Consider the following 25,455-nt stretch of genomic DNA (forward strand, 5'->3'; position numbering starts at 1 on the left):
TGAACATTGTCGATGCTGCTCACGGCGTAGCCGTTCTGCTCAGGTCCGCAGCGAGGGTCAGTCGGTGGTCGACGAACATGTCACTGCTCCTGGATGCCCTGCCTGAGCGTGTCGTCCAAGACACCCTCGTAGCTCGGGTGGTGCCAGTCGCTCGCGTTGTGCAGCCGTAGCCGGCCGTTCATGCGGGTCAACATCAGCCAGTCGCCGTTGAGTGTCAGAGCCGCATCCTCCGTCCGTCGGTGCAGCACGGCGGCGACCGTACGGAGCATGTGGAGGCGAGCCTGCTCCCGGTCTGCGAACTTGTTCATGTGGAAGGTGACGGCGACGCTCCTGCCCGGTTCCCACTCCCACCTCTGGCCGTTGTCGCTCTCAGCCTCGCAGTATCCATCTCGTTCCTCGATGATGCTGACGCCGTAGCCCTGCGCGCTGTCGGTCGGCGTGCTCAGGAGTCGAGCACCGCTGAACGATGCCCTCTCGGTCGCGCCGGGCGCGGCCAGCGCCGCCAACTCGTCCAGTGGGATGTCACCAGCGAGCGTCAGGTGGTACTCGATCCCCATGGTCAGCTTCCCCCTCGATGACGTGGTGTTATCTGCTTGATCTCGCCGTCGCGGGTGAGCACCACCAGTTCCTTGAGATCAGGGAGCGGCCACCTGTCGAACTGCCGCTGAAGCCGGGTGAGATCTCCGTTCCAGTCCTGAGCGTTGATGACGATACGCTGGGACTGACCCTGATCAACCTTCTTCCGCACGGCGCTCCACACGGAGCGGGTGGCGGTGGCCTCTCTCGGTGAGTAGCAGTCGAAGACGTGTCCCTCGATCAGATAGTCCGGGTTCCGTCCGGGGTCGCCCACGTCCCCGTTCTGCCTGCGGGCCTCCGCGACCTGCTGAGCGCCCGGATTCTGGTGAATCCGGTAGCCCGCCCCAGCGATCGTATCGGCACAGAGGTTCTCCAACTCATAGGAGCGGCGTTCTGCCAGGTCCTCGTTCGGAGAGATGACCGTGCGGTGGCCGGTGGGTCGGCCGCCAGGGACGCCCGTCGGTCTTCTGGACCACGGTGGCAGGGGTTCGGGGTCGTTCGTCGCGTGGGTGACCGGGTTGCTCGCGGCGTCGTCCGGGCGGGCGGGGCTGGCCGGCGGTGTGCCGCCAGCCCCGGTCAGTTTCCCTGGTCGCCGAGGCGGCGGGCGTGGTCGATGGTCGCCTCGACCGCCTGCTGGGTGCTGTGGGTGCGTTGCACGAGCAGTACCAGGGTCTGCTTGATGGCGTCGAGGGCCTGGAGCAGCGGGCCGGGTTGACCGCCCTGCAGGGCTGCGGTGACGAGCTGCTTGGCCGCGTCGACGTGACCGATGGTGGCGGTGCAGGACTCCCGGGCGGCGGTGACGCCCTGTTGCACAGGGCCGAGCGCGGCGATGGTCTCCTGCGGGGTGGCCTCGCGCGGTACGGCTGCGGTCGCCGTGAGCGCTTCCCCGCCGGTGGTCGCGAGGGCGGCGAGGCCGCCCTGGATGGTGACGATCGCGGAGCGTACCCGGGCGAGACCGGCGGCGACGGCGACGAAGCCGGCACCCGCCGCCCGGGTGGCGATCCCCTGGGCCTGGTTGTCGGCGGCGGCGGCCAGACTCTGCGCCCGCTCGACCCCGGTGAGCAGGGTACGAAGCTCACCGGCGATCGCCTCGACAGTGGACACGGGCACCTCGCGCACAGGTTGAAGGGTGGTAAGTGCGAGAGGTGAAAGATACCCGCTTACCGGGGGTGATGGCCGCTGTGGATCTCGCCCGCTACTGTGCCGGGGTGGGCACGGTCAGTAGGCTGCCGTCAGGGCGCTGGCAGGCCCGGACGTCGCAACCCCACCGAGATCCAGGGCAGGCGGTTCGCGATCGTCGTCGAGGCCCACTCCTCCCAGTCCGGCGCCGCCGCCAGCTCGGTCCGCGACGTGCTGCGTGACCTCGGCCTGGACCCCGACTCCCCGGACCCCGGAGCGACCAGCGCGCCAGCCGAACCCGACGTCGGGAAACGGCTGAGGGCCCGAGCGCGGAGGCGGCAGCGGGCGGCCAACCTCTCCTACTTCGCATTCACCGCCACGCCCAAACACAAGACCCTCGAAGGCTTCGGCTCGCTGGGCGAGGACGGGAAGTACCACCCGTTCCACACGTAGAGGGCTTCATCCTTGACCCGCTGCGCAACTACGTCACCTACGACACCTACTGGAAGCTGGTCAACGGCAACCCGGACGAGCGGAAGGTCGACCGGGCCAAGGCGAACCCGCTGCTGGCCCGGTACGCGCTCACCCACGACTCGACCGTCGCCCAGCACGCGCAGGTCATCGTCGAGCACTTCCGCGCGCACACCGTCGGCCGGCTCGGCGGTCGGGCCAAGGCGATGGTGGTGACCGCCTCCCGGCAGAGCGCCGTGCAGATGGCCCGGTCGATCAGGAAGTACCTCGGCCACCGTGGCTACCGCGACCCCGGGGTCCTGGTGGCCTTCTCCGGCACCCTCAGTTACGACGGGGAGGAGACCACCGAGGCGAAGGAGAACGGCGGCCTGGCGGAGAGCGCGTTGCCGAAGGGCTTCGCCTACACCCGGGCCGACGACAGGACCGCCCAGGCCGGCGGTTCCGGACAGCCGGAGTACCGGATCCTGGTGGTGGCGGAGAAGTACCAGACCGGCTTCGACCAGCCATTCAGAACGCGGTGTCGGACCGGCCGCTCGCTGGCACCTGTCCTAGGCCGGCCGTGGCCATCGCCGTTGGCCGGCAGGACCGGCGGTCATGCGGGGACGGGCGTGGTGTCCGGCATGTGGTGTCCGTGTCAGGGGTGTCCGTGGCGGCGGCGTGACCGTGTCGTCCGGCAGCATCGGTGGCACCGGTGTCCGAGCCCCGCCGGTGGACATGACCGGTGCCGCCGTCAGGAACTCGTCCGGCGGATCGTGTAACCGAGCCCTGGCGGTCGGACAGGGTTGTCCACGCCGGGGACGGGTGCCGTGGCCGGGTGCGCGGTCTCCGCGCGGCGAGGCGCGGCTTCTGACAGCGGCACGACGCCGGTGCGTCGCCGCGACCCGGGGCCATCGCGGAATGCGGACTGAGCTGCGGCCGACCGCGACGCCGGGGCGCCGGAACTGACAGCGCAGCGTGGAGCGGATCTGTCACCGGTGCGGCCGTCGGTGGGCGAGCGGCGAGGGGCGGCTGTCAGCTCCCGGTGGCGGGGATTGGGCGGCGTCCTTGTCATGGCCGTGTCAGAGACCCGTGGCGTACTGCCGGCACGGGCCTCGCCCGTGTCCGTCGGCGGCCTGACGCCGCCACCCCTTCTGGCATTGGAGTTCTGACATGTCCATGTCCGACATCCCGGCCTGGCCGACCTCGCACCTGTCCGCCGCGGACGCCGCGTACGGGGCGCTGACCTGCGGCCCCCGACCGTTGACGCTCGACTGTGACGGCCTGACCTGGGACATCGGCAACGGCGCAGACGTTCGCCTGCCGTCCGGTGTCGTCGCCCTGCCGGTGCTGCGGGACTGGCTGCTGGCGCACCCCGGGGACCACGCCGCCCGTGACGTGGTGTGGCGGGAGCTGGTGCTGCGCGCCCGGCTACGCGGCAAGGAGTGGACGATCGCGGCGGTCGGCATGGCCATGCCCGCGCTCGTGCGGATCGCCGGCCGGTTGTCGGCCGGGTACCAGGGCGACCCGGCCGACATCGACAGCGAAGTGGTGACCGGGTTCCTGGAGGCGCTGCGCGACCGTGTCGACCTCACCCGGCCCGCCCTGTACGCGTCGCTGACCATGGCCGCGTTCCGGGCGGGGCGGCGGTTGCGGCTGGCCGACGACCAGACGGTCCCGGTCGAGGACATCGACCATGTGGTGGCCGCGTCCCGGACGCCGAAGGTCCCGTACGGTCATCCGGACCTGCTGGTCAGCCGCGCCGGGACGGTCGGGATCATCGATGACGCGGACGTGCAGCCGTGGATCGAGGTCCGGTTGGGCCGGCGGGCGCCCGAGCCGATCGCCGCCCGGCTCGGGATCACCGTGGACGCGCTGCGGATGCGGCTGGGCCGCGCTGACGAGCGGCTCGCGCGGGCGGTCACCGACGGCAGCCTGACCGAGGCCTGCTCGACCGAGGTCGTTGAGCGGACGGCGGCGCTGGCGAAGCGCCGCCGCAGCATCCGCGCCGGCAGGGCCCGGCGCCCCGCCGCCGGGAAGGACGCAGCGGTGGCCGTCTGACAGCGGCCTCGTTGTCGCACGTGACGGTGGTGGGCCTGGGCGCGGTGCGCCAGGCCCACCACCGTGTGTTTTCGCAGGCTGCGATGGCCCTCCGACCTGCCGGGACAGGCCGTCCTGCTCGGGTTGTCAGACGGCGGGGGCGGCGGTGGGACCGCTGTCAGGCCGTGACGTGTTCGCCACGTCTGACACCCGCGGATTGGAAGGTACGGAACCCACCGAACCAGCCCCCCGTGGTGCTGGTCCGGGTTCCGTCCGCCGTCGAGTGCGGGGGACACGTGCCGTGTCGCCCCGGGTGCCGCGCCATCGCATGCGCTGACACCTCATCGATGACCGCAACCACCCAACAAGGGAGGACAGGTTCCCCCCGGGGTGGGCACGGTGCCGGCCTCGCGCTCGACGGCGGCGTCGTATCCGTTGCTGAATGTCGCTCCGGCGCCGGTCCCCTGCCTGGGGGCCGGCGCCGGAGCAGGAGGAGACCTTCCATGTTTCGCATCCGTGCCGTTCCGCCCGTCCCGTACTCCCGTCTCCGCCGTGTCGTGCGCGTCGGCGCGGCCGTCGGCGTCGCCGCAGTGGTTCTCTCCGTGCCCGCAGCCGCCCAGGCCGATCCGGGCGGTAGCAGCGTCGTGGCGGCGAACAGCCTGCCGGTCGTCATCGCCAACCTCCGGAACCTGATCATGGGGTTGCTGGCGGGGATCGCCACCCTGTTCCTCGTCCTCGCCGGTCTCTACTGGGCCACCGCGGGTGGGGATCCGACCCAGGTCGAGCGGGCTAAGGGCGCGCTGCGCAACGCCCTGGTCGGCTACGGCCTGGCGGTGCTCGCCCCGGTCCTGTTGCAGGTCCTGCGGGGCGTCGTCGGGGGCTGACCATGATGACCTGGTTCCTGCTCGACCAGATCCTGGACTGGATGGCGCAGGCGTTGCTCGCCACCCTGGACACGCTGTTCGGGGTGATCAGCCGTGCGCTGCTGATCACCCCGAACGTGACCGCCCTGCCGCAGGTGCAGGCATTGACCGGCCGGTCGGTGTGGGTCGTCGAGACCGTGTTCGTGCTGGCGTTCGTGGCCGCCGGGGTCCTCACGATGACCGCCGGTGGAAGCGAGACCACCCGCTACACGGTCAAGGACCTCGCCCCCCGCCTGGTGGTCGGTTTCGTGGCGGCGCACTTCTCCCAGCTGTGGTGTGGCACGCTCATCAACCTCGCCAACGCCGTGGGCCGGGCCCTGACCACACCGCAGGGCGACCCCGATGGGGCGCTGCGCACCATCCGCGGCCACATCACCGCCGGGCAGGGCGCCATGACGCCCCTGCTGTTCGTGGCGTGTGTGGCGATCATCGCCGCCCTGCTGGCCGCCACCGCGTTCAGCGTGATCGTCCGCTTCGCTGTCGTGCTCGTGCTCACCGCTGTCGCCCCGATCGCCCTGGCCTGCCACGCCCTACCCCACACCGACGGCGTGGCCCGCCTGTGGTGGCGCTCCTACCTCGGGGTCCTCGCCGTACCCGTCGTCCAGGGGTTCACCCTCTACGCCGGGCAGTGGATGCTCACCGACCCCGCCCGGCTGCTGCCCGCGTTCGGCCTACCGGCCGATCCGGGCGGGGCCATCAACCTGTTCGTCGTGATGGTCATGCTGTGGACCACCCTGCGGGTGCCGGCCCTGATCCACCGCCACGTCGCCGTCCCCGGCGGCGGCCGAGGGACCACGGTTCTCGGCGGGGCGGCGCGGGTCCTCGTCGTACAGCACCTCACCCGCGCGGTACCCGGTCTCAGCCCAGGGCTGCGGGCGGTGGGCCGATGACCCACCACGACGACAGTGAACCGGGGCGGGCGCGGATGCCCGCCGACGTCGACGCCCCCGACAAGGTGGCCTACGGGCTGACCTGGCGGCAGCTGGCCATCCTGGCGGTCACCGGGACGCTGTTCTACGGCGCCTGGAGCATCCTAGGCAGCATCGTCGCCCCGCAGGTCTTCCTCGCCGTCGGGGCGATCGTCGGCGGTGTCGCGGTCGGCGTGGTGCTCGGCCGCCGCGACGGCCTGCCCCTGGACAGGTGGCTGCTGCACGCGATCCGCCACACCGGCGGCCCGAAGGCGCTGTCACCGTCCGGGGACACCACCGCACGGGTGCCCGACTGGGTGCAGCAGCCGACAACACGAATGCCGCTGCCGGCGCCGCTGCGGCTACCCGCCGACGCGATCCACGACGACGGCACCATCGCCGTCGGCGACGCACGGGCGGCGATCGTCGCGGCGACGACCATCAACCTGACGCTGCGCACCGCCCGCGAGCAGGCAGCCCTGATCGACGGGTTCGGCCGGTGGCTCAATTCGCTGTCCGCGCCGACGCAGGTCGTGGTCTGCGCCCAACCGGTCGACCTCGCCTCCCACGCCCGCACGGTCGCCGACGCCGCCCGTACCCAACCCCACCCCGCCCTGGAGGCGGCGTGCGCCGACCACGCGGCGTTCCTCGCCGACCTGGCGGCCCGCCGGGATCCGCTGCGCCGCCAGGTCCTCGTCGTCTGCCGCACCGCCCCGGGCGAGCAGGGTCACGCGGCGCGGCGGCGGGCCGACGACACCGTCCGCGCGTTGTCCGGCCTCGGCGTGACCGCCCGAGCCCTGGACGGCACGGCCGCCACCGCCGCGCTCGCCGCCACCGCCGACCCCTACCGGCCGCCCCGCCCGGGCGGCCTGGCCGCCCCCGACACCGTCATCACCGCCACCACCGCACCAGCAGAACGAACGGAGGGGAACACGCCGTGAAGAGTCTCCGACGCCACCGTGCGCACCCTGTACGCACCGCGACCCTCGGGCGGTCCGACGCGGGCCTCGCGGCCACGGTCACCCCCGCCTCGATGGAGGTGACCCCACGCTGGCTGCGGGTCGGTGACGGCTACACCGCCACCCTCGTGGTCACCGGCTACCCCGCCGAGGTCGGACCCGCGTGGCTGGAACCGCTGCTGTCCTACCCCGGTCGCGTCGATGTCACCCTGCACATCGACCCGCTGCCCGCACCCGTCGCCGCCGACCGTCTCCGCGCCCAGCGGGCCCGCCTGGAATCGTCGCGGCGCGCCGACGCGCAGCGGGGCAAGGTCACCGACCCCTACACCGACGCCGCTGCGGCCGACGCCGGCGACCTCGCCGACCGGCTCGCCCGCGGTGCCACCACCCTGTTCCGCGTCGGCCTCTACATCACCGTGCACGCCCGCTCCGAGGACGACCTGCTGCAGGCGTGCGCGCAGGTGAAGGCCGCCGCCGCGTCCACCCTCCTCGAGGTCCAGCCGGCCACCTGGCGGCACCTGGCCGGCTGGACCACCACCCTGCCGCTGGCCGCCGACGGGCTGCGCATGCCACGCACCATGGACACCGCCGCGCTGGCCGCCGCGTTCCCCCTCGCCTCCCCCGACCTGCCGGCGCCGCTGCCCGGCGAGCCTGCGGCCACCGGCGGGGTCCTCTATGGCACCAACCCGGCCGGCACCGGTGTGATCTGGTGGGACCGCTTCGCCCAGGACAACTACAACAGCGTCGTCCTCGCCCGCAGCGGCGCCGGCAAGTCCTACTTCGTGAAGCTGGAGGCACTGCGCCACCTCTACACCGGCACTGAGGTGGCGATCATCGACCCCGAGGACGAGTACCTGCGCCTCGCCGACGCGGTCGGCGGCAGCACCGTGCGCCTCGGCCTGCCCGGTGTGAAGATCAACCCCCTGGACCTGCCGGCCGGGGACCGCCGCCCGGACGCACTCACCCGCCGTGGCCTGTTCCTGCACACCCTCATCAGCGTGCTGCTCGGACAGCAACCCCCACCGGCCGAGCGGGCCGCGCTGGACCGGGCCATCCTCACCGTCTACCGGCAGGCCGGCATCACCCCCGACCCTGGCACCCATCACCGGCCCGCGCCGCTGCTGCGCGACCTGGTCGACACGCTGCGCGGTGACGACGACCCGGCGGCGGTGACCCTGGCCGCCCGGCTCACCCCCTGGGCCAGCGGAAGCTTCGCCGACCTGTTCGACGGGCCGACAACCCAGGCACCGGTCGGCCACCTCGTGGTCTGGTCGCTGCGCCACCTGCCGGACGAGCTGCGGACCGTCGGCACCCTGCTCGCTTTGGACTCGATCTGGCGCACCGTCGACGCCCCCACCCGTCCGTCGCGGCGGCGGCTCGTGGTGGTCGACGAGGCGTGGCTGCTGATGCGCGACGGTGAGGGCGCCCGCTTCCTGTTCCGCATGTCCAAGGCGGCCCGCAAACGCCACGCCGGGTTGACCGTGGTCACCCAGGACGCCGCGGACGTCCTCGCCACCGACCTCGGACAGGCGGTGGTGTCCAACGCCGCCACCCAGGTGCTGCTCCGGCAGGCCCCGCAGGCCATCGACGCTATCGGGGAGGCGTTCGGTCTCACCGGCGGCGAGCGGCGGCTGCTGCTGTCGGCCCGCCGCGGTCAAGGGCTGCTGATCTCCGGTGTGCACCGCACCAGCTTCGAGGCGATCTCCTCGAAAGCCGAACACGCGCTGTGCACCACAACCCCGGCCGAGCTGGCCGACCTCGACGAGGAGGACGCCTTGTGACAGCACCCGGTGCGCTGACAGCAGCGCTCACGCCGCCGTCGGCGCCCGGCCCGCCTGTCGGGCCGGGCGCCGACGACATCGCGCCACCGACCGGACTGGTCGGTGCCCTGGTCGACGCCGCCGCGTGGGCGGCACAGCGGCCCTGGCTGGCCGCCGTGGCCGCCGCGGTGCTGGCCGTCGGGGTCGCCGCCCGCGGCCTGGTGCAGGTGTGGCGGCACCGCCACCACGCCCGCGGCGCGCGCCTCGTGACGATCGCGCCGCCGCCGGAGGTCGACCCGCACAGCGCCCCGGCGCTGTGGGCGCACCTGGCCGGCGTGCTCACCCCGGCCCGGTGGCGCCGCCTGCTCTACGGCGCCCCGCACGTCGTCTGGCAGTACACCTGGTCCGGCCGGCAGCTGCTCATCTCCGTCTGGGTGCCCGGCACCGTCCCGCCCGGCGCGGTCGAGGCGGCGGTCCGGGCCGCGTGGCCCAGCTCGGCCACCACCACGGATGGCAACCCGCCACCGCCGATCCCCCCGACAGCGCACCCTGCGGCCGGTGGGCAGCTGCTACCCGTGTACGCGGACTGGCTGCCCCTCGCCGTCGACCACGACACCGACCCGCTACGCCCCCTGATCGCCGCCGGAGCGCAGCTCGCACCTGGCGAGTACGCCTGCGTGCAGATCCTCGCCCGCCCGGCGACACCACGGCGGGCGGGGCGGGCCCGCCGCGCGGCCGGGCGGTTGCGGGCCGGCACGACCGCCGTACCGGCGATCAACCCGGCCGCCCCCATCGTGTGGCTGCTCGACGTGTTCCTGCCCGGCACCGGCGGCACACGTCCCACCCCCACCTCCACCGTCCGGCGGGACCCCACCGTCGAGCGCGACGTCCGGGCGATCGTCGACAAGACGGCGCACCCGCTGTGGCAGACCGGCATCCGGTATGCCGTGGCCACCACCAACCGGCGGCCCGGTGCCGACCCGCGCCGTCGGCTGCGGGGCGTCGCCGACACCCTCGCCTCCGCGTTCGCCGTCCACACCGGCCGCAACCGGCTCACCCACCGGGCCCGCATGCGCGCCCCGGTCGCCGTCCTCGCCGCCCGCCGGCTCGGCTCCGGCTTCCTCACCTCCACCCCGGAACTCGCGGCGCTGGCCGCTCTGCCGCAGGACCTTGCCGTGCCCGGCCTGGACCGGGCGCGGGCGGCGTCCGTGCCGGCGCCGGTCGCGGTCCCCGGCGGCGGGCGGGGGGTGAAGATGCTCGGCGACGCCGAGATCGGCGGCCACAGCGTCGGACTGTCGGTGCCCGACGCGAGATATCACCTGCATGTGATCGGCTCGACGGGTTCCGGGAAGACCACGCTGCTGGTCAACATGGCTCTCGACGACATCAGGGCCGGCCGGGGCACGGTCGTCATCGACCCGCACGGCGACCTGGTCCTGGACATCCTCGACCGGCTCCCCGCCACCGTCGCCGACCGCGTCGTGCTCTTCGACCCCGACCAGGACAACCCGCCGACGCTGAACCCTCTCGAAGGCGACGACCCCGACCTGGTGGTCGACAACATCGTGTCGATCTTCGGCACCATCTTCCAGAAGGCGTGGGGGCCGCGGATGGACGACGTCATGCGGGTGGCCTGCCTGACCCTGCTCCGCCACCACAACGTGACCCTGCAGCACATCCCCCCGCTGCTCAACAGCCCCCAGTTCCGGTCCGCGATGACCGTCGACCTCGACGACCCGGCCGGGCTCAGCGGCTTCTGGCAGTGGTACGACAGCCTCAACGACGGCCTGCGGTCGCAGGTCATCGGCCCGGTCCTCGCCCGGTTGCGGTCGTTCCTGCTGCGCGACTTCGTCAAACGCACCATGCGCTACCCCAAGTCCAGCTTCGACATGGGCCGGGTGCTCGACGGCGGGGTGCTGCTCGTCCGGATCCCCAAAGGCGTGCTCGGTGAGGACACCAGCCGGCTCCTCGGCTCCCTGATCCTCGCGCAGGTGTGGCAGGCCGCCACCGCCCGCGCCGGCGTCGCACCCGAGCGGCGCCGCGACGCCACCCTGGTCATCGACGAGGCGCAGAACTTCCTGACCCTGGCCAACAGTCTCGACACGATGCTCGCCGAGGCCCGCAAGTACCGGCTGTCGCTCGTGCTCGCCCACCAGGACCTCGCCCAGTTCCCGCGTGACCTGCTCGCCGCGACGTCCGCCAACGCCCGCAACAAGATCTACTTCACGGTCGCGCCGGAGGACGCGAAGGTGCTGTCCCGGCACACCCTGCCCGAACTCGGCGAGCACGACCTCACCCACCTCGACGCCTACACCGCCGCCGCACGGCTCGTCGTCAACGGCCGCCAGACACCCGCCTTCACCATGAAGACCCGCCCCGCCAAGCCGATCGTCGGGGAGGCGACCGCCATCCGGCAGGCCGCCGCCGCGGCGGTACCCACCCAGGACACCAGCGCCGTCGACGACCTCGTCGAACGGCTCAGCCGCACGCCGGACAGGCAGCGCCGCCCACCGAAGGGCGACCGAAGCTGACCGGTGTTGCCGGCGGTGGCGTCACCCGGATCGCCCGCCGGCTCATCACCCGGATCGTCACCGGTGCCCGCCGGACACCCTCAGCACAGTGCCGGCCTGGCCTGTCAGTGCCGCACACACCCCCTGACAGACCCCCCGCACCCGCCTTCCCCCCACCAGACACCCCTCCCGATCGGGAGGGGACACCTCATGCCTAGGAGCAACCGTGGTGTACTCCCGTGTTCCCTCCGCCTCCAGCACCCCCGATCCCCTCGCGGTCTTCGGTCGCATCGTCCCCCGCGACCACGACCTGCTCACCCTGCTCGCCGAGCACTACCTGCTGTCCACCGAGCAGATCACCGCCGCCCTGTTCCGCAGCCGCCGCACCGCCCAACGGCGGCTGACGATCCTGCACCGCCTCGACGTGCTGCACCGCTTCGGCCGCAGCGGCGCCCACGGCCGGTACGGGTCGCTGCTCTACACCCTCGGCCGCATCGGCCTGCACCTGTACCCGAGCAGCTACCACGACCCGGGCGGCGTCGGCGGCAAGGCGCCCCGCAGCTCCCTGGAGCGGGCCAAGCGAATCGCCGCCAGCGGCCAGGTCAACCACCTCCTCGGGGTCAACCAGTTCTTCATCGACCTGATCGCCACCGCCCGCCGCGACGGCGACGCCCGCCTGTCGCGCTGGTGGTCCGAACAGCACGCCACCGCCGTCTACGCCCAGGCAGGCATCCGCCCCGACGGCCACGGCGTGTGGACCACCGCAGGCACCTCCACCGGCTTTTTCCTCGAACACGACAACGACACCGAGAACCTCGCCCGAGTGGTGGCTAAACTGCGCGGCTACGAACGACTCACCACCTTCGGGCCCCGCTACCCCGTGCTGTTCTGGGTGCCCAGCCGCCGCCGCGAGGCCAGCCTCCTCGGCGTGCTCGCCGGACTGCACACCGCCAGCCCGATCGCCACCGCCGTCCACGGCCCGGACCCGGCCGGCAAGGTCTGGGCCCTGGTCTCGGACCCCACCCACCGCCGGCACCTGCACGAGCTGCCCTACGACCACGGCCCCACCGCGGTCACCAACCCACAACGCTTCGACGAGTTCTGACCTGTCAGGCGGCGACCGGCCGCGTCTGTCAGCCCACACGCCCGAGTGTCAGAGTCGCGGCGTCTCACAGCGACTGCGTCAAAGAACGACCACAGCGGGCCGGTAACGCTGACAGGGCAGGTCAACCCCGCTTTTCGGCGATCCACTCGCTCGACCGGCCTGACAGATCAGGTCGCTACCGTTCACGGCACTAACAACACCCCAGATATCTCCACCCCGGTTCGGTCCCACCTCGGAACCACCGCCGCACCTACCCGGTGCGCCCCGCCCACCCGCCCCCGCACGGGGCCGGTCGGCGCCGCGCCGCGCGGCGACCTCCAGGTCGCACCGCACCACCTCGCACCACCCCTTCCCCTTCGACCGACCCACGCACCCGGTGGGCCGGTTACCTCCGCGCGTGTTGACGCGCCCACCTGTCAGGAGGACACATGCTCAAGACCCCTCGCACGGTCACCCGCACTCCGGCTGTCAGGCCGAAGGCCACGATCCGCGCCATGGTCCTCTGCCTTCCGGACGAGCTGCCCCGCGAGGCGCTGACCCTGCATCAGCTCGACCGCACCTTCGGCGTTCAGGGCAGCCTGTCGCCCCGATTCTGGGCCAGCCGTGCCCTGCGGGCGTGGCATCACCGGCAGATGATCAGCCTGCGGAAGGGCCGCCCAGTGGCCTGCGCTGGCGGGCCGGTGCGGCTGCTCGACCTCGACGGCATGCTCCAGGCCGCCGGCATGGGGGCGGGCATCCGCCACCAGATGTTCAGCCGGGTCGTGCACGGCACCCGCAACGCCACCCCGTGGCACGTCTACGAGTCCCGCCACCTGGCGGACCCGGACAAGTACCCGTACGACACCGCTGCGGCGGACTTCCACCACCAGCCCCGGATCAACGCTATCCGGATGCACAACGCCGCTACCTATGGCGCTGGGCGGTTCTCCCCGGGCGAGCTGGAGATGTACCAGGCCGGATACATGGCCTACCAGCACTACAGCGCGCTGGCCGCGATCGCGGGCGACGCGCTGATCACCGCCGATGGCGTGACGCTGGCACCGGCCAGCGACGCGATGGCCGACCGGGTGACCTACCTCGAGCAGGCCAACCGCCTGCTCGCCACCATCGACCCCGACCAGCGGCTGCTCGCGGTCGCGCTCTGACCGGACCCGAACAGGAGGGAGACAAGCCCATGGGTCGGGTCATGTTCCTGCTCGACGAGGTCGAGCAGCTCGCCGACGCCTGCGTCCGTGCCCAGCGCCGCGAGGTGCCACCGCCGGTGCCACCGGCGCTGCGCGTGATGCACGACGAGGTCGGTCAGGTCTACCTGACCGGCAACAGCATCTACGCGGGCGAGCTCCACCGCCTGCACCCCGTCACCTACAGCCCATGCGGCTGGCAGGAGACACCGGTGTTGGCCGGCGCCCTCACCGGCAGACGCTTCCGGCGGCTGCACCCGGGCCGTCTCGGCGACATCCCGTTGCACGGGCCGCAACGCACCCTGCACCTCATCCAGTCCGGCGTCGACGCCGGCTGGAGCACCTTCGTCGTCGACTACGTCGACGGCACCGTCATCCCCGGTGTCGGCCGCGGGCGTTTCCAGTCCTCGCACTGACACGGACGTCGGTCGGGTCAGCAGCCGCCATCCCTGTACCCGAAGGATGCGCGCTGCTGCCCGGTCGGCTCCACCAACCGCCTCCCCGCGCCCCGCCGCTCAGAGAGCATCGCCCCTTTGACGATCAGCTCAGCCTTCGCGGATATCCCTACGGGCTGGCGCCCCGCACGCACCTCGGGCTGATCGTGAGGCCCCGCCGGCCGCCCTACGGCAGGGGCACCGGTCACGCCACCGGCCGGCAGAGGCCGCCCTTCCCCTCTTCCACGACCAGAACGGCATCGCCCCGGCAGCCGCCGAGGCCTGGTCATGCCCCACGACAGAAACCGGCGACCCAACCGGCCGCCGCCGTCACCTCGTTGAAAGGACAACGGACCATGGTCCGCATCCCGATCTGCCCCGTCTGCACCGAGCCGGTGGCAGACCAGCCCGCCCAACACTGGACCGACGCCCGACGCGGCGGCGCGGCCCCGTGGTGGCACCTCGTGGACAACACACCCATCTGCCCCGCCGTGGGACGCCACGCCCAGGCGGTATTCGTCGAGGACACGCTCCCCGTCGACAGCGAGACCGACGCCTGGCTCGACGCGATGGAGGGCCTCTTCGCGGCCGACGGCCCTTCCGACCCCGCCCGCCTGGGCAGCGCCCTCACCGCCGCCGAACACCTCACCCGCTGGCTGCACACGGCCACGGGGCCGTTCAGCGCGCTGATGGCCCTGCCCAGACACGCCGACGTCGGGGTCCTGCTCGGGCACCTGCATCGCAGCGCACGGCTGCTCGCCCGAGTGCACGCACAGATCGGCTCCTACCTGCTCGACCGATCGCGCCAGGCACGGCTCACCGGCCCCGACGACAGCGACGGTGCCGGTGACGTGCTCGACACGGTCGACGACGTCCACGCGTGGCTCCAGGCCGCGGCCGACTGGTCCGCCCGGTCCGCGTTCGCCACTGGCGTCGCCTGGTCCGGCGTCCGCGCGGCCGTCGCACCCATGACGACCACCGAGCACGCCGACGAGTACGACCCCGACGGGGTCGCCGACGTCGGCGGCCCCCGACCCGCTGCCTCTGTGGCGCTCACCGTCAAGCAGCTCATCGAGCTGCTGAACGATCTGATCCGCGAGCATCGCGGCAACCCCGTCCTGCGCGATCCCGTGCTGATCGACATCAACGGTGAACGCCGCGTCGTCGGATCTGTCGAGCTCCGCGACATCACCGACGAGTGCCGGCGCACGGACTGCCACTGCGCGTACGGCCAGGACGACCCGCCGGAGGACGCCCCGCAGGCCGGCGTCCACTTCGCGGTCCTCCTCCACGCCGCCTCCGACTGATCCCGACCTCACTCCCGGAACCCGGCACACCTGCCCCGGCGCCATGCCCGGCCCGGGGCTCCGTCATTTCTCCATGGAAGGACAACCCTGATGGCAATCGAGACGATCTTCGTGGTCACGGACGACCTGGACCGCAGCACGGACAACGTCGGCACCCACCGCTTCGCCCTCGACGGCGTCGAGTACGAGATCGACCTCGCCCCACACAACCTGGCGCGGATGCGGGACGCGTTCGCCCCGTACATCGCGGCCGGGCGGCGGCTCCCGAAACGCCCCACCGCCCGCCGACGTGGCCCCGGCGCCCGCGACGGCCGCTCCGGCGACGCCGAGGTCCGCGACTTCTGGGCCACCCACCAGCAGCGGCTCGGCCTGCCGCCGCACCGCAGCCACGGCCCGATCCCCCGCGACGTCCGCGACGCCTACCGAGCCGCCCACTGACCCGAGATCCCTACTTCACAGGAAGCCCAGACGAGATGCGTGCCATTACTGCGCTGCCGCGACCGGCCGGGAAGTTCCACCCCATATCCACGGCGGCGACCATCCACCGCGAGTCGGTGGTCGTCACCTGGTGCCGGGACATCGCGACCGACATCGCCACCGCCGTCGGCGTGCCCTTCGACAACGCCGAGTACCTCCTCCAGCTCTACCCGCACGGCTGCGCGCCGTACCTGCTCTACAGCTCGTTCCTGATCGCCGGCCGCACGGTGGCGGTCTCGGTGCTCTGGGACGACCTGTGGCGCGAGCCCGGATTCGCCCTCACCATCGACGACCAGCCCGTGCGCCTGGACACCACGAGCCCCGCACGCCCGGCGGCCGTCATCGCCTACGCCGCCTGGAAGGCCATCCTCGCCGCCGGGCCGACGGACCGGGAGGCGCACTGATGGGACGCCGTCCGGTCACGGTCCTCACCCGCGTGGGCGCCAGCGTCAACGCCCGCCCGGCCCGGCCTGGTCCCGCCGTGGCGGTATCTCAGGCGCCCCCACCGCTCCTCGCGCGGATCAACCCGGCCGGGTGGCCGGCGGCGGCGGCCGATGCTGACTCCTGACTACGAGCCGCCACGGGGCAGCACGGCTGTCTTCTCCGGCCGGTGGCTGCGCTACGAGCCGGTTCCCGGCTTCCACCGTTACCACGAGGGCTACGTGGCGACGGTGATCGGCTGGTGGAACGGGGCGGTCGAGATCAGCCTCGACCACGAGGCGGTGACCGCCCTGACCCAGACGTTCGACGCGATGGCCCCCTACGTGGGCGGCGACTGGCGCACGCTCAGCTTCGACGGGCAGACCCTCACCGTCGCCCGGCCGCTGTCCCTCGGCGGCGGAGTCCACCTCGTGCAGCCCACCGACGGGCGGTACCGGATCGGCTGGGGCCTGCCCTGGCTACCGGCCGACCCGGGCCGCTGCGACCGCGTCTTCGGCCAGCCGTAACCCCTCATCCCCGTCCCGGCAGGGCGCGGAGCGTGCCCGCGCGACGGCGGCTGTCCCGAGATCCGGGCACCGCACTTGATCAGGGGCGCTGTCGGAGCGTGCATGAGTGCACACCTCATCCCATCAGTAAGCAGGGAGGTCAGATTGGACACCACCTCAGACCCGGGCGCGGAAGCGAGCGCTCTCGACAAGGTCGCCGCCGCTCTGGCGGATGTCGGCCCGGACACGGCCGCCGCGATCGCACAGCGCGCCGGCGTGGGCTACTCGACGGCCACCAAGCGCCTGCGCGTCCTGGAGGACACCGGCCTGGCCACGTCGGTGCGCGCCGGCGACGGCCGCACCCTCTGGCAGCGGACCGACCGCGCGGCGGCCGACACCGGCGACGACGCGCCGGTCACCACGACCGGTGCCGACCCACCCCGCACACCCGCATCCGACGAGGCGGAGGCACGCCCCGAGCCGCCGGATGGGGCCCCGGCCCCGGAGGAGGGGGATGCGAGCAGCCCGGTCGCCACGGGAGATGTCGACGGGCCGACCGGCGGTGGGCCCGACGGCGTAGACCCGCCGACGTCGGGCAACGCGAACCGGCCAGCCTCGGAGAACCCGCCGGGCCAGCCCGACGGCGCCCCGAGCGGACCAGCCGTAGCCGACATCGACAGGGAGGGCGAGAAGGCCGCCGCCGCGGGAACGGCCCACCACTCGGTCACTGTCGACACCTCTGGTGCGGCGGCGGGCCCCGGCCACGCCCCGGCACCAGCAGGCACCCATCACCCCACCCCGCCTGGCAGCCCGGCCGAGGCGCCGACCCCGTCGGGTGGCGCAACGTCACGCCGCTCGAAGGGCAGCCTGCGCGGGGCCGTCCGCGACGTGCTCGAGGCCCATCCCGACCGGCCGTTCAAGACCAGCCAGTTGTGCCGGGCGATCGACACGGCGAACGAGGGCAGCGGCTCGGCCAAGGCCAGCGCGGGTGCGGTGGTCAACGCCGTGCACACGCTCGTGGCCGCTGGCATCGCCGTCCAGGTCGCCGAACGGCCGGCGGCCTTCCAACTCGCCCCGAAGACCGACTAGAGTCTGTCCGCCCCTGGTAGCCCGGGGTGGGCGTCGAACGTGGAGGCTCACGCCCACCCCGGTGCTCCTTCACACACAAGGAGCTACGCCGAGTGTCTCACCTGAATTCGTATCTGACCGCGGCCGGCGGAGTGGTCGCCGGTGTCGCCGCCGTAGCGGCCCTGCTCGTCTGGCAGCGGCGGATCATCCGCCACCAGCACCGGACGCTGACCGCCCGCGACCGCGACCGGGCCCACTGGTACCACCTGGCCACCCACAGCGACACCACCGACCTGCCGAACCGGCGGGCCCTGCTCACCCACCTCGAGGCCACCTTCTCCCTCGGGGAGCCGCTCGGCCTCGTCCTGGTCGACCTCGACCGGTTCAAGCTGGTCAACGACATCCACGGCCACGAGGCCGGCAACGACCTGCTGCACGAGGTCGGCCGCCGTCTGGCCACGCTCGGGCCGCCGGTGGCCCTGGCCGTGCACCTGTCCGGCGACGAGTTCGCCCTCGTCGTCCACGGCGACCACACCGACGCCGCAACCGCCGCCCAGGCCGCCCACGGCCGCATCTCGGCAAGCCCGTACGGCGTCGCGAACCAGCAGATCACGCTCACCGCCAGCGTCGGCTACGCCACGGCGGCACCGGGCATGCTGCCCCGCGACCTCCTGCACGCCGCCGACCAGGCCATGTACCTGGCCAAACGCACCCGCGGCGGCGCACACCCGCACGACCCGATCCACGACCCGCCCCCGGGCATCGTCACCCGCTACCGAGACCTGCGGTAACCCCGCCCCCTGTACCGCCAGAACCCCCTCTTTCCATACCGAGGAGCCCCGCAGCCCGTCCGGCCTGCGGGGCTCCATCCCGTGAAGGAGCCACCCCGGATGTTGTCCTTCGCCGCCGTCCGCACCCTGACCCGATTCCTCCTGGACGTCGAAGCCGACGCCGACGATCTCGGCTGGGGCCACCCACCCCTGCTGCTGCTCGTCCAGGACCGGCCCGCACCGTCGGCCACCACCAGCACGAGACGTCAGATGCGCGCCGTCCAGCTGCCGCTGCGCGCGGCGCGGGTCGGCCGGTACCGCGCCGGACTCCCCGACTTCCTGACGGATCTCGCCACGGCGCTGCGCACCGACCGCCCACTCGGGCGCCCCACCCTCGCGGCCTGCGTCGACCTCGGCCTGATCGTCGACCTGGTCGCCGAGCCCCTGCCCGGGCTCCGGCTGGTGGCCTGGGCCATCTGCTACGAGGACGTGCTCGTCGCACCCGACGACCTGCGCGAGGTCCGGCGCGTCGACGCCGTCGACGCCGACGGTCGCGGCTACCGGATCACGAGGGTACGGGGCGAGCAGCGCCCGGTGGTCGCCATCGACGAGCAGTCCGACGACCGCGACGAGCCGACGCGAACCGGGCTGACAACCCTGATCGGCGCCACCACCCGGCGCGACCCACAGCCGCCCCGCACGCCCTGAAGACAAGCTCGGTCGGAGCGTCGCCCACCCACCGCACTCGGCGCTGGGCGCTGGGCGCTGGGGCGCTGGACCCCGTTCCAGATGAACGACTTGACCTTGGGCGATAGGTGAGCGTGGATCAAATGGGTCATCGCCGAGCCGGCCATCAGGCACAACGCAGCCAACCGGCCGAACGGTGACCCCTGCCCAGACCCCGACAGAAAGGCCACCGGCGTCATGCCCAACCAAAGCCGAGCCCGCCCGTCCCACCGCGCCCGCGTGCCCCGCGACGTCACCGACCCCCTGCTGTGGCGGCTCGCCGTCGACGTCCTCACCGCCCACCAGGCCGGACCCGGTGACCGGTGCGTCAACCTGCAGTGCGCCGACCAGACCGGGCCATGCGCCCCCGCCCGGCAGGCACAACGGGCGATGGTCGCCGCGCGAGCCGCAGCACGCCAGCCGCCGCCGGTCCTGGAGACCGTCACGGCCCATGACCGGGCGGGCCGGCGGCCTGCTCGCCCGGCCAGCGGGTTCGTCGGCTGGTTCACCGCCGGCCTCGCCACCACCGCCGCGCACCTGCGATCGCGGATCCCGCCCCGGCTGCCCCGCCGGATTCCCGGCGCGACCCTCACCGGTGCGTCCACCGCGTAGCCCTCGGCCTGACCGCCCCGCCTCAGCCGGGCCGGTCGGTCACCGACACCTACCGCGCCGCAAAGACCCGCTGCTTCGAGCAAAGGCAGGTGCCTGCACCGGCCGTCACCGCGACCTGTTCCTCGGCGACAACCGGTGTCTCACCCCTCTCACCACCCCGGATCCCCCCATGAGGAGCCCATGTCGTCCCTCGACGAGTTCTTTGACAACCAGCAGCAGCACATCGACAGGTTCGGCTGGGCGGTCACCGCCGTGCTGCCGTTCACCGGGGAGACCGACACCCACATCGCGTACACCGTCGGCCTGACCGAGCACGACGTTCCCGAACTGGTCATCGCCGGCCTGGAACCCCACATCGCCCACGCGCTGCTCAACGACCTGGCCCGACGCGTCCACGACCACGCCCACCGGCTCACGCACGGGCAACAGATCGACGACCTGCTCCTCGGCTACCCGGCGGTGATCGTCGAAGGACCCGCCACCGAGGCGCTGCATCCGGGAGCGGCCCACGCCCGCTACGGGGCGGATCGGGTGCGGCTGCAACAGATCGTGTGGCCGGACCGGCAGGGCCGGTTCCCCTGGGACGACGGGTACGAGTACCCCGGGTACGTGCAGCCGCTGCTCGGCCGCCCGTAGCAGCCGGAGCACCGGTGCCACCATCCGCCCTCCCGGCAGGGCATCCGCTCACGCGCCCTCGGCCGAGTGGCCCAGGGCGCTTTCCACATTCGAAGGAGAAACGGTTGAGGACACTCTGGTTCGACCTGCGCGAGTCCATCGGGCGGATCGAGAATGCGATCGCCGGCCACCAGGCCGGCCGGGCGAGGCCACCGTGGCTCGTCCTGGACCTCAGCGCCGCACAGGTGTGGTGCACACCGGTCACCGGGCCACCGCCGTACCAGGCCGCGGTCGTGGCCACACACGTCAACGGGCCGCCCCCTGCCGACACGGAGTGGCCGTTCTGCTGGCTGCCGGTGACCCGACCCGACGCCGACGGGCACCGGCTGATCGACCACCTGCGGGTCGCGGCAGGACAGGGCCACCGATGGCTCGTCGCGGACATCGACGCCACGTCACGATGGCTGCGCACCGCCGCCGTCTACGACACCGCCGCCCTGCCGGACATCGCGGTGTGGGCACCCGCCTGGCTCACCGCCGGGGACCTCGGCCCCTACCCGGGGCAGATCGCCCACGGCTACGCGCACCACGGTGCTGTCGTCGCCCGCTTCACCGCAGCCACCCTGCGGCGGATCGCCGCCGACACCGACGCCCACGCCCGGCGGTTCCCCACGCGGGACGCCGACCTGCTGCTGCTCCACGACGACGGCACCCACCTCGAGGCGGTCCTGGTCCGCGCCGCCGCCGGGCCCGCCGGCGGCATCACCCGCCTGGCGCCCGGGACCGACGTGGCGCATGTGCGGGCCGACTCCGACGGCTGGTACCGCCTCACCGACCGCCGGTGGCCGTGGCGTCACACCGCACCCACGCCGGCCGGCGCACGCGGCCCGGGGGCTCGTCGCTGGCCCGAACCCCAGGTGGTCTCGCCGGACGGGCCAGCCGGCGACAGGTGCACGGTGTGTGCGGCGACCGGCTACGACATCGCTCACCACGAGGTGCCGTCGATGGCCGGGTACGGCACCGACGTCACCACCTGGTGCCGGATCTGCCGGTCCTCGGACAGCTACGCGCAGGAGATCGGCTGGACCAGCCGACGGACCGCCTGGCCGCCGGCCCTGCAACCCATACCCGCAGACGCAGCGGACAGGACGGGGACACAGGCGTGATCGACGACGACTACCTCCCCGGCGAGGGCGACATCATGCCGGCGGTGTGGTGGCGCGTCGCGGACCACGTCGGCCTCGTCATCCGGTGGCGCGGCGGCGAGATCCCCGGCCACCCGCTGATCGCGTTCGCCGACGAGTTCACCTCGACGCTCACCATCGACGGCCCGCTGTACGTGAACCTGCGCCACTGGACGGCCTGGGACACCACCTCGCCGCACCACCCCCGCACCCGGCACACCTTCCAGGCCCTCACCGACACGTTCCCCGGCATGTTCAGCACCGTCATCGCCACCGGCGGCGGACGGGAGGTGTGGCTCGTGCTGCGCCTGACCCGGCTCACCGACCGGATCGCCACCGCCCTGCTCGACCACCACCGCCGGGCCCTCTGACACCCGGTACGCCCCGGGCCGGCGCGAATCGCTGTCCGGCCGCGCCACCACACGGTAGGCGCCCCACCCGCCATCTGCTCCGCGTAGCCACACCACGGCTACGCGCGCTCTTCCCGCCCGTCGCGGCCCCGTTCACGCCGCCGCGCGCCCCCGGGAAGGGGCGCGCGGCGGCCTTCCCGCCAAGGAGCACTCATGTCCCATCCGACACCCACCCGGAGCCGGGCGCTGACCACGCCGGCACCGCCCGCCCACCCCCACCGGGACGACTTGATCACCGCCCGGCGCGCGGGTACCGGTTGCACGCCACCCGCAGCCGTCGATGGAGGTGCCCGGTGACCTCGCCCGCACGACCCCCGAGGCCGAAAGCCAAGCCCCGCCCCATGTTCGGGCCGGTCCTCGCCCTGCTCGTCACCGAGCCGCACCGCGCCTTCTCCATCGGCGACGTCGGCAAGGCACTACCCGGCCGGTCATCCGGGGCGATCGGCTCCGTCCTGAACCGGCTCGTCGACCGGAAGTGGGCCACCGTGTCCACCGGAACACCGCGCCGGTACACCATCACCGCCGACGGTATCGAGGCGTTCAAGCACGGGGCCGGCGCCAGCCGCTCCCCCGCAGGCACCGCCCCCACCGGCGCGCCCCCGGCGCCTGCCGCTCCGGCGCCCACCCCGGCCGGACCGGTTCCGCCGCGTCCCGGTGCCGTCCTACGCCCCAACGGCGTCTGGTACCTGCCCCGGCGACTCGGCGACAGCACCGACGTCGAGGTGCTCCGGCGGCTACGCCGAGACACGATCACGGTCCTGCTCTACGGGCCACCCGGCACCGGAAAGACCAGCCTCATCGAGGCCGCCTACCCGGACGCGATCACCGTCGCCGGTCACGGCGACACCACCGTCGAAGACCTCGTCGGCACCTACGTGCCGCTGCCCGACGGCGGCTTCGCGTTCTCCCACGGGCCCCTCGTGACCGCGATGCGCGAGGGCCGCGCCCTGTTCATCGACGACGCCACCCTCATCCCACCCCGCGTCCTCGCCGCCCTCTACCCGGCGATGGACGGCCGGGCGACCATCACGATCACCGCCCACCACAACGAAGTCGTGACCGCCGTCGACGGGTTCTTCGTCTGCGCCGGCCACAACCCCGGCGTCCACGGCGCCGTCCTCACCGAAGCCCTCGCCAGCCGCTTCTCCGTGCACATCGAGGTCACCACCGACTTCGACCTCGCCCGCTCCCTCGGCGTACCCGCCAGGGCCGTCGACGCGGCGATCGCCCTCAACCAGCGGCTCCGCAAGCACGAGATCGACTGGGCGCCCCAACTCCGCGAGCTGCTGGCCTTCAAACGCGTCACCGTGAGCCTCGGCCTCACGGCCGCCGTGGCCAACCTCGCCGCGGTCGCGCCCGAACCCGACCGGCAGGCCGTCGTCGAGGCCCTCCAACGCGCCTACCACGGCACCACCATCACCCCGCTCACCCTCGGCAAGCAGAAAAGGCCCACGACATGACCAGCGTCGCCGCGCACCTGACCACCCCCACCCCTACCCCCGCGCTGGCCGGCTCGCCGTGGACGCCGTGGGCGGCGGCCTGGACCCGACAGGCCGCGCTGCTCACCAGCCGGCCCGAGACCACCGTCACCGTCGCCCCCGCCGCCGGCGGCCCACCCGGACACAGCCACCCGGCCACCGCACAGATCCACGTCGACGCCGACCTCATCGGCGACCCGGCGATCGCCGACCCCCGACGCCCCGGCCACAAGGCGAAGGTTCCCGTCGCCTACGGCGTCCTGCTGCACGAGGTCGCCCACGTCAACCACTCGCACTGGAACCCGCCACCCGACGTGCCACCCGTCGTCCGGGAAGCAGCCCTCCTGCTGGAGGAGTCCCGCATCGAACGGCGCCACCGCGACACCCGACCCCGCGACCGCCGGTGGTTACGCCGCGCCGTCACCAGCATCATCGACCCCGCCGACACCCCCACCGACACCCCGTGGAGCGCCGCCTACGCCGCCGGGCTCCTCCTCGCCCGCGTCGACGCGAAGGTCCTCTACCCCGGCGACGTCCGCCAACCCCGACGCGCCATCACCCGGATCCTCGGCCGCCGGACCCTGAAAGGGCTACGCGCGATCTGGACCGAAGCCCACACCGTCGACGACACCGACACCACCCGCATGATCGACCTCGGGCGGCGGTGGTGCCACCTGCTCGGCATCGACCCCACCCACACCCCGCACCCGCCGGCCGACGACGCGGCCACCAGCACCATCGCGGCGGCCCTCGGCGACGCCCTCACCACCATCCTCCACAACCCCGCCGCCACACCCATCCCCACCAGCAGCGGCTCCGGGGGACCGGGCGGCCCCGGCCGGCACGTCGACACCGACACCCCGATCACCTGGACCGCACGTGAACCCGACGACACCGAACGTCAGGCCGCCACCCGGCTCACCGCGCACCTACGACGTGCCCGCCACCGCGAACCCGCCCGCACCCGGCAGCCCAGCACCACCCCACCCGGACGGCTGCGCACCCGCGCCGCCGTCACCCTCGCCGCCCAACGCGCCGCCGGCGTCACCCCCACCGCCCAACCGTGGCAGCGCACCGTCCGCCGCCCCGTCCCGGACCCCGACCTGACCGTCGCCATCCTCATCGACGCGTCCGGCTCCATGGGCGCCTTCGCGAAACCCATGTCCTCGGCCGCCTGGATCGTCGCCCAGGCCGCCACCCGCGCCGGCGCGACCACCGCCACCCTCGCCTTCGGCGACCGGGTCACCGTGCTCATCCCACCCGGCCGCCGGCCCACCACCGTCCGCGACATGCGGGCCGACGCCCACACCGAACGGTTCGTCGAAGCCTGCGCCGAAGCAGACCGGCTCCTGCACCTGTCCACCCCCGGCACCGCCCGCCTGCTCGTCGTCGTCTCCGACGGCCACTACGTCGACACCGACGAAGCCCAGGCCACCGTCAACCGCCTCCACCACACCGGATGCGCGGTGCTCTGGCTCGCGCCCGCCAACGACCGATGGCCACCCCAGGCCTACGACCACACCACCGCCATCACCGTCGACGACCCCACCACCTGCATCACCCTCATCGGCCACGCCGCCATCAACGCCCTCACCCAGGCATGACAGGGGCAGGCCGACAACCGAACACGCCTGACAACCCCACACGATCAGCGCCTACGCACACTCCGGCGCACAGTCTCGTGCGATCCGCCTCGCGGGCAGTGAAGCGCGTCCCCGGTGGGCGGCGGACGGTACCCCACCGCAGCCGCACCCACCACGGCGCCCGCGTCTGAGCACCGACACGCGGCGAAGCACAGCAGCCAGTCGCCGCGACTGTCGCGGCTAGCCACTCGCACCCCCTGACAGCAACCACCCCCAGCAGGCCGTTGCCCGGCCACCGCGCACCCGCGCATCCCCGGGCACGGCCGTACGGCCGTGC

At 73.0% G+C, this 25,455-nt stretch carries 28 protein-coding genes; 24 read left to right on the top strand and 4 right to left on the bottom strand.

Translation table 11 applies throughout. The annotated features are described in order from the left end of the window. Positions 1-80 precede the first annotated feature (80 nt). The 3 genes from ACQUFX_RS22045 to ACQUFX_RS22055 form a co-directional block, all read right to left on the bottom strand. Positions 81-557 (bottom strand): SitI3 family protein, encoded by a 477-nt coding sequence (locus ACQUFX_RS22045; protein WP_428962217.1) that lies wholly within the window; start codon positions 555-557, stop codon positions 81-83. Between the two features lie 2 nt (positions 558-559). After that, a complete protein-coding gene (locus ACQUFX_RS22050; protein WP_428962218.1) occupies positions 560-952 on the bottom strand; it encodes a CdiA C-terminal domain-containing protein in 393 nt (130 codons plus the stop codon). Positions 953-1,152: 200 nt separating this feature from the next. Beyond that, positions 1,153-1,680, bottom strand: coding sequence for a DUF6244 family protein (locus ACQUFX_RS22055; protein WP_428967033.1), 528 nt, complete (start codon positions 1,678-1,680; stop codon positions 1,153-1,155). 246 nt (positions 1,681-1,926) lie between these two features. Between ACQUFX_RS22055 and ACQUFX_RS22060 the strand changes: the two genes are divergently transcribed. Continuing rightward, positions 1,927-2,148 carry a hypothetical protein gene (locus tag ACQUFX_RS22060; RefSeq protein ID WP_428962219.1) on the top strand — a complete coding sequence of 74 codons (222 nt, stop codon included), beginning with the start codon at positions 1,927-1,929 and terminating at the stop codon, positions 2,146-2,148. A gap of 46 nt (positions 2,149-2,194) precedes the next feature. Here ACQUFX_RS22060 and ACQUFX_RS22065 read toward each other — a convergent pair whose 3' ends face one another. Next, complete coding sequence (locus ACQUFX_RS22065; protein ID WP_428962220.1) at positions 2,195-2,317, bottom strand: hypothetical protein; 123 nt, start codon at positions 2,315-2,317, stop codon at positions 2,195-2,197. Positions 2,318-2,408: 91 nt separating this feature from the next. Between ACQUFX_RS22065 and ACQUFX_RS22070 the strand changes: the two genes are divergently transcribed. The 23 genes from ACQUFX_RS22070 to ACQUFX_RS22180 all read left to right on the top strand — a co-directional run bounded on the left by ACQUFX_RS22070 (position 2,409) and on the right by ACQUFX_RS22180 (position 25,139). Continuing rightward, positions 2,409-2,924 (top strand): hypothetical protein, encoded by a 516-nt coding sequence (locus ACQUFX_RS22070; protein WP_428962221.1) that lies wholly within the window; start codon positions 2,409-2,411, stop codon positions 2,922-2,924. 391 nt (positions 2,925-3,315) lie between these two features. Next, a complete protein-coding gene (locus ACQUFX_RS22075) occupies positions 3,316-4,203 on the top strand; it encodes a hypothetical protein (RefSeq protein WP_428962222.1) in 888 nt (295 codons plus the stop codon). A 482-nt stretch (positions 4,204-4,685) separates the two neighbouring features. Then, positions 4,686-5,066 carry a pilin gene (locus tag ACQUFX_RS22080; protein WP_428962223.1) on the top strand — a complete coding sequence of 127 codons (381 nt, stop codon included), beginning with the start codon at positions 4,686-4,688 and terminating at the stop codon, positions 5,064-5,066. A 5-nt stretch (positions 5,067-5,071) separates the two neighbouring features. Then, positions 5,072-5,995, top strand: a complete 924-nt coding sequence (locus ACQUFX_RS22085) for a hypothetical protein (RefSeq protein WP_428967034.1) — start codon at positions 5,072-5,074, stop codon at positions 5,993-5,995. Beyond that, on the top strand, positions 5,992-6,954 hold the full coding sequence (locus ACQUFX_RS22090; protein WP_428962224.1) for a PrgI family protein: 963 nt from the start codon (positions 5,992-5,994) through the stop codon (positions 6,952-6,954). Before ACQUFX_RS22085 ends, ACQUFX_RS22090 begins: the two co-directional genes overlap by 4 nt. A 92-nt stretch (positions 6,955-7,046) precedes the next feature. Continuing rightward, positions 7,047-8,753 carry a VirB4 family type IV secretion system protein gene (locus ACQUFX_RS22095; RefSeq protein ID WP_428962225.1) on the top strand — a complete coding sequence of 569 codons (1,707 nt, stop codon included), beginning with the start codon at positions 7,047-7,049 and terminating at the stop codon, positions 8,751-8,753. Beyond that, entirely contained in the window at positions 8,750-11,263 is a 2,514-nt protein-coding gene (locus ACQUFX_RS22100) for a type IV secretory system conjugative DNA transfer family protein (RefSeq protein WP_428962226.1), read from the top strand. Before ACQUFX_RS22095 ends, ACQUFX_RS22100 begins: the two co-directional genes overlap by 4 nt. Before the next feature lie 208 nt (positions 11,264-11,471). Further along, on the top strand, positions 11,472-12,347 hold the full coding sequence (locus ACQUFX_RS22105; RefSeq protein ID WP_428967035.1) for a replication-relaxation family protein: 876 nt from the start codon (positions 11,472-11,474) through the stop codon (positions 12,345-12,347). 428 nt (positions 12,348-12,775) lie between these two features. Then, positions 12,776-13,492 carry a hypothetical protein gene (locus tag ACQUFX_RS22110; protein ID WP_428962227.1) on the top strand — a complete coding sequence of 239 codons (717 nt, stop codon included), beginning with the start codon at positions 12,776-12,778 and terminating at the stop codon, positions 13,490-13,492. Between the two features lie 29 nt (positions 13,493-13,521). Then, positions 13,522-13,944, top strand: a complete 423-nt coding sequence (locus ACQUFX_RS22115; RefSeq protein ID WP_428962228.1) for a hypothetical protein — start codon at positions 13,522-13,524, stop codon at positions 13,942-13,944. Between the two features lie 374 nt (positions 13,945-14,318). Next, complete coding sequence (locus tag ACQUFX_RS22120; protein ID WP_428962229.1) at positions 14,319-15,269, top strand: hypothetical protein; 951 nt, start codon at positions 14,319-14,321, stop codon at positions 15,267-15,269. A 90-nt stretch (positions 15,270-15,359) separates the two neighbouring features. Then, a complete protein-coding gene (locus tag ACQUFX_RS22125) occupies positions 15,360-15,707 on the top strand; it encodes a histone-like nucleoid-structuring protein Lsr2 (protein WP_428962230.1) in 348 nt (115 codons plus the stop codon). Between the two features lie 35 nt (positions 15,708-15,742). Further along, on the top strand, positions 15,743-16,150 hold the full coding sequence (locus ACQUFX_RS22130; protein ID WP_428962231.1) for a hypothetical protein: 408 nt from the start codon (positions 15,743-15,745) through the stop codon (positions 16,148-16,150). Between the two features lie 150 nt (positions 16,151-16,300). Further along, entirely contained in the window at positions 16,301-16,693 is a 393-nt protein-coding gene (locus ACQUFX_RS22135) for a hypothetical protein (RefSeq protein WP_428962232.1), read from the top strand. Positions 16,694-16,795: 102 nt separating this feature from the next. After that, a complete protein-coding gene (locus ACQUFX_RS22140; protein ID WP_428962233.1) occupies positions 16,796-17,761 on the top strand; it encodes a winged helix-turn-helix domain-containing protein in 966 nt (321 codons plus the stop codon). 92 nt (positions 17,762-17,853) lie between these two features. Next, positions 17,854-18,531, top strand: a complete 678-nt coding sequence (locus ACQUFX_RS22145) for a diguanylate cyclase domain-containing protein (protein WP_428962234.1) — start codon at positions 17,854-17,856, stop codon at positions 18,529-18,531. A gap of 99 nt (positions 18,532-18,630) precedes the next feature. Beyond that, positions 18,631-19,218: a hypothetical protein gene (locus tag ACQUFX_RS22150; protein ID WP_428962235.1), complete on the top strand. Its 588-nt coding sequence runs from the start codon at positions 18,631-18,633 to the stop codon at positions 19,216-19,218. A gap of 216 nt (positions 19,219-19,434) precedes the next feature. Then, positions 19,435-19,848, top strand: a complete 414-nt coding sequence (locus ACQUFX_RS22155) for a hypothetical protein (RefSeq protein ID WP_428962236.1) — start codon at positions 19,435-19,437, stop codon at positions 19,846-19,848. 180 nt (positions 19,849-20,028) lie between these two features. Then, positions 20,029-20,484, top strand: a complete 456-nt coding sequence (locus ACQUFX_RS22160) for a DUF4262 domain-containing protein (RefSeq protein ID WP_428962237.1) — start codon at positions 20,029-20,031, stop codon at positions 20,482-20,484. Between the two features lie 104 nt (positions 20,485-20,588). After that, positions 20,589-21,629, top strand: coding sequence for a hypothetical protein (locus tag ACQUFX_RS22165; protein WP_428962238.1), 1,041 nt, complete (start codon positions 20,589-20,591; stop codon positions 21,627-21,629). Continuing rightward, complete coding sequence (locus tag ACQUFX_RS22170) at positions 21,626-22,018, top strand: hypothetical protein (protein WP_428962239.1); 393 nt, start codon at positions 21,626-21,628, stop codon at positions 22,016-22,018. Before ACQUFX_RS22165 ends, ACQUFX_RS22170 begins: the two co-directional genes overlap by 4 nt. Positions 22,019-22,398: 380 nt before the next feature. Continuing rightward, positions 22,399-23,517 (top strand): AAA family ATPase, encoded by a 1,119-nt coding sequence (locus ACQUFX_RS22175; protein WP_428962240.1) that lies wholly within the window; start codon positions 22,399-22,401, stop codon positions 23,515-23,517. After that, positions 23,514-25,139 carry a VWA domain-containing protein gene (locus ACQUFX_RS22180; protein WP_428962241.1) on the top strand — a complete coding sequence of 542 codons (1,626 nt, stop codon included), beginning with the start codon at positions 23,514-23,516 and terminating at the stop codon, positions 25,137-25,139. The genes ACQUFX_RS22175 and ACQUFX_RS22180 overlap by 4 nt, the downstream gene beginning before the upstream one ends. Positions 25,140-25,455: the final 316 nt, after the last annotated feature.

The organism is Micromonospora fluostatini, from assembly GCF_050410825.1.
Taxonomy (GTDB): Bacteria; Actinomycetota; Actinomycetes; order Mycobacteriales; family Micromonosporaceae; genus Micromonospora; species Micromonospora rosaria.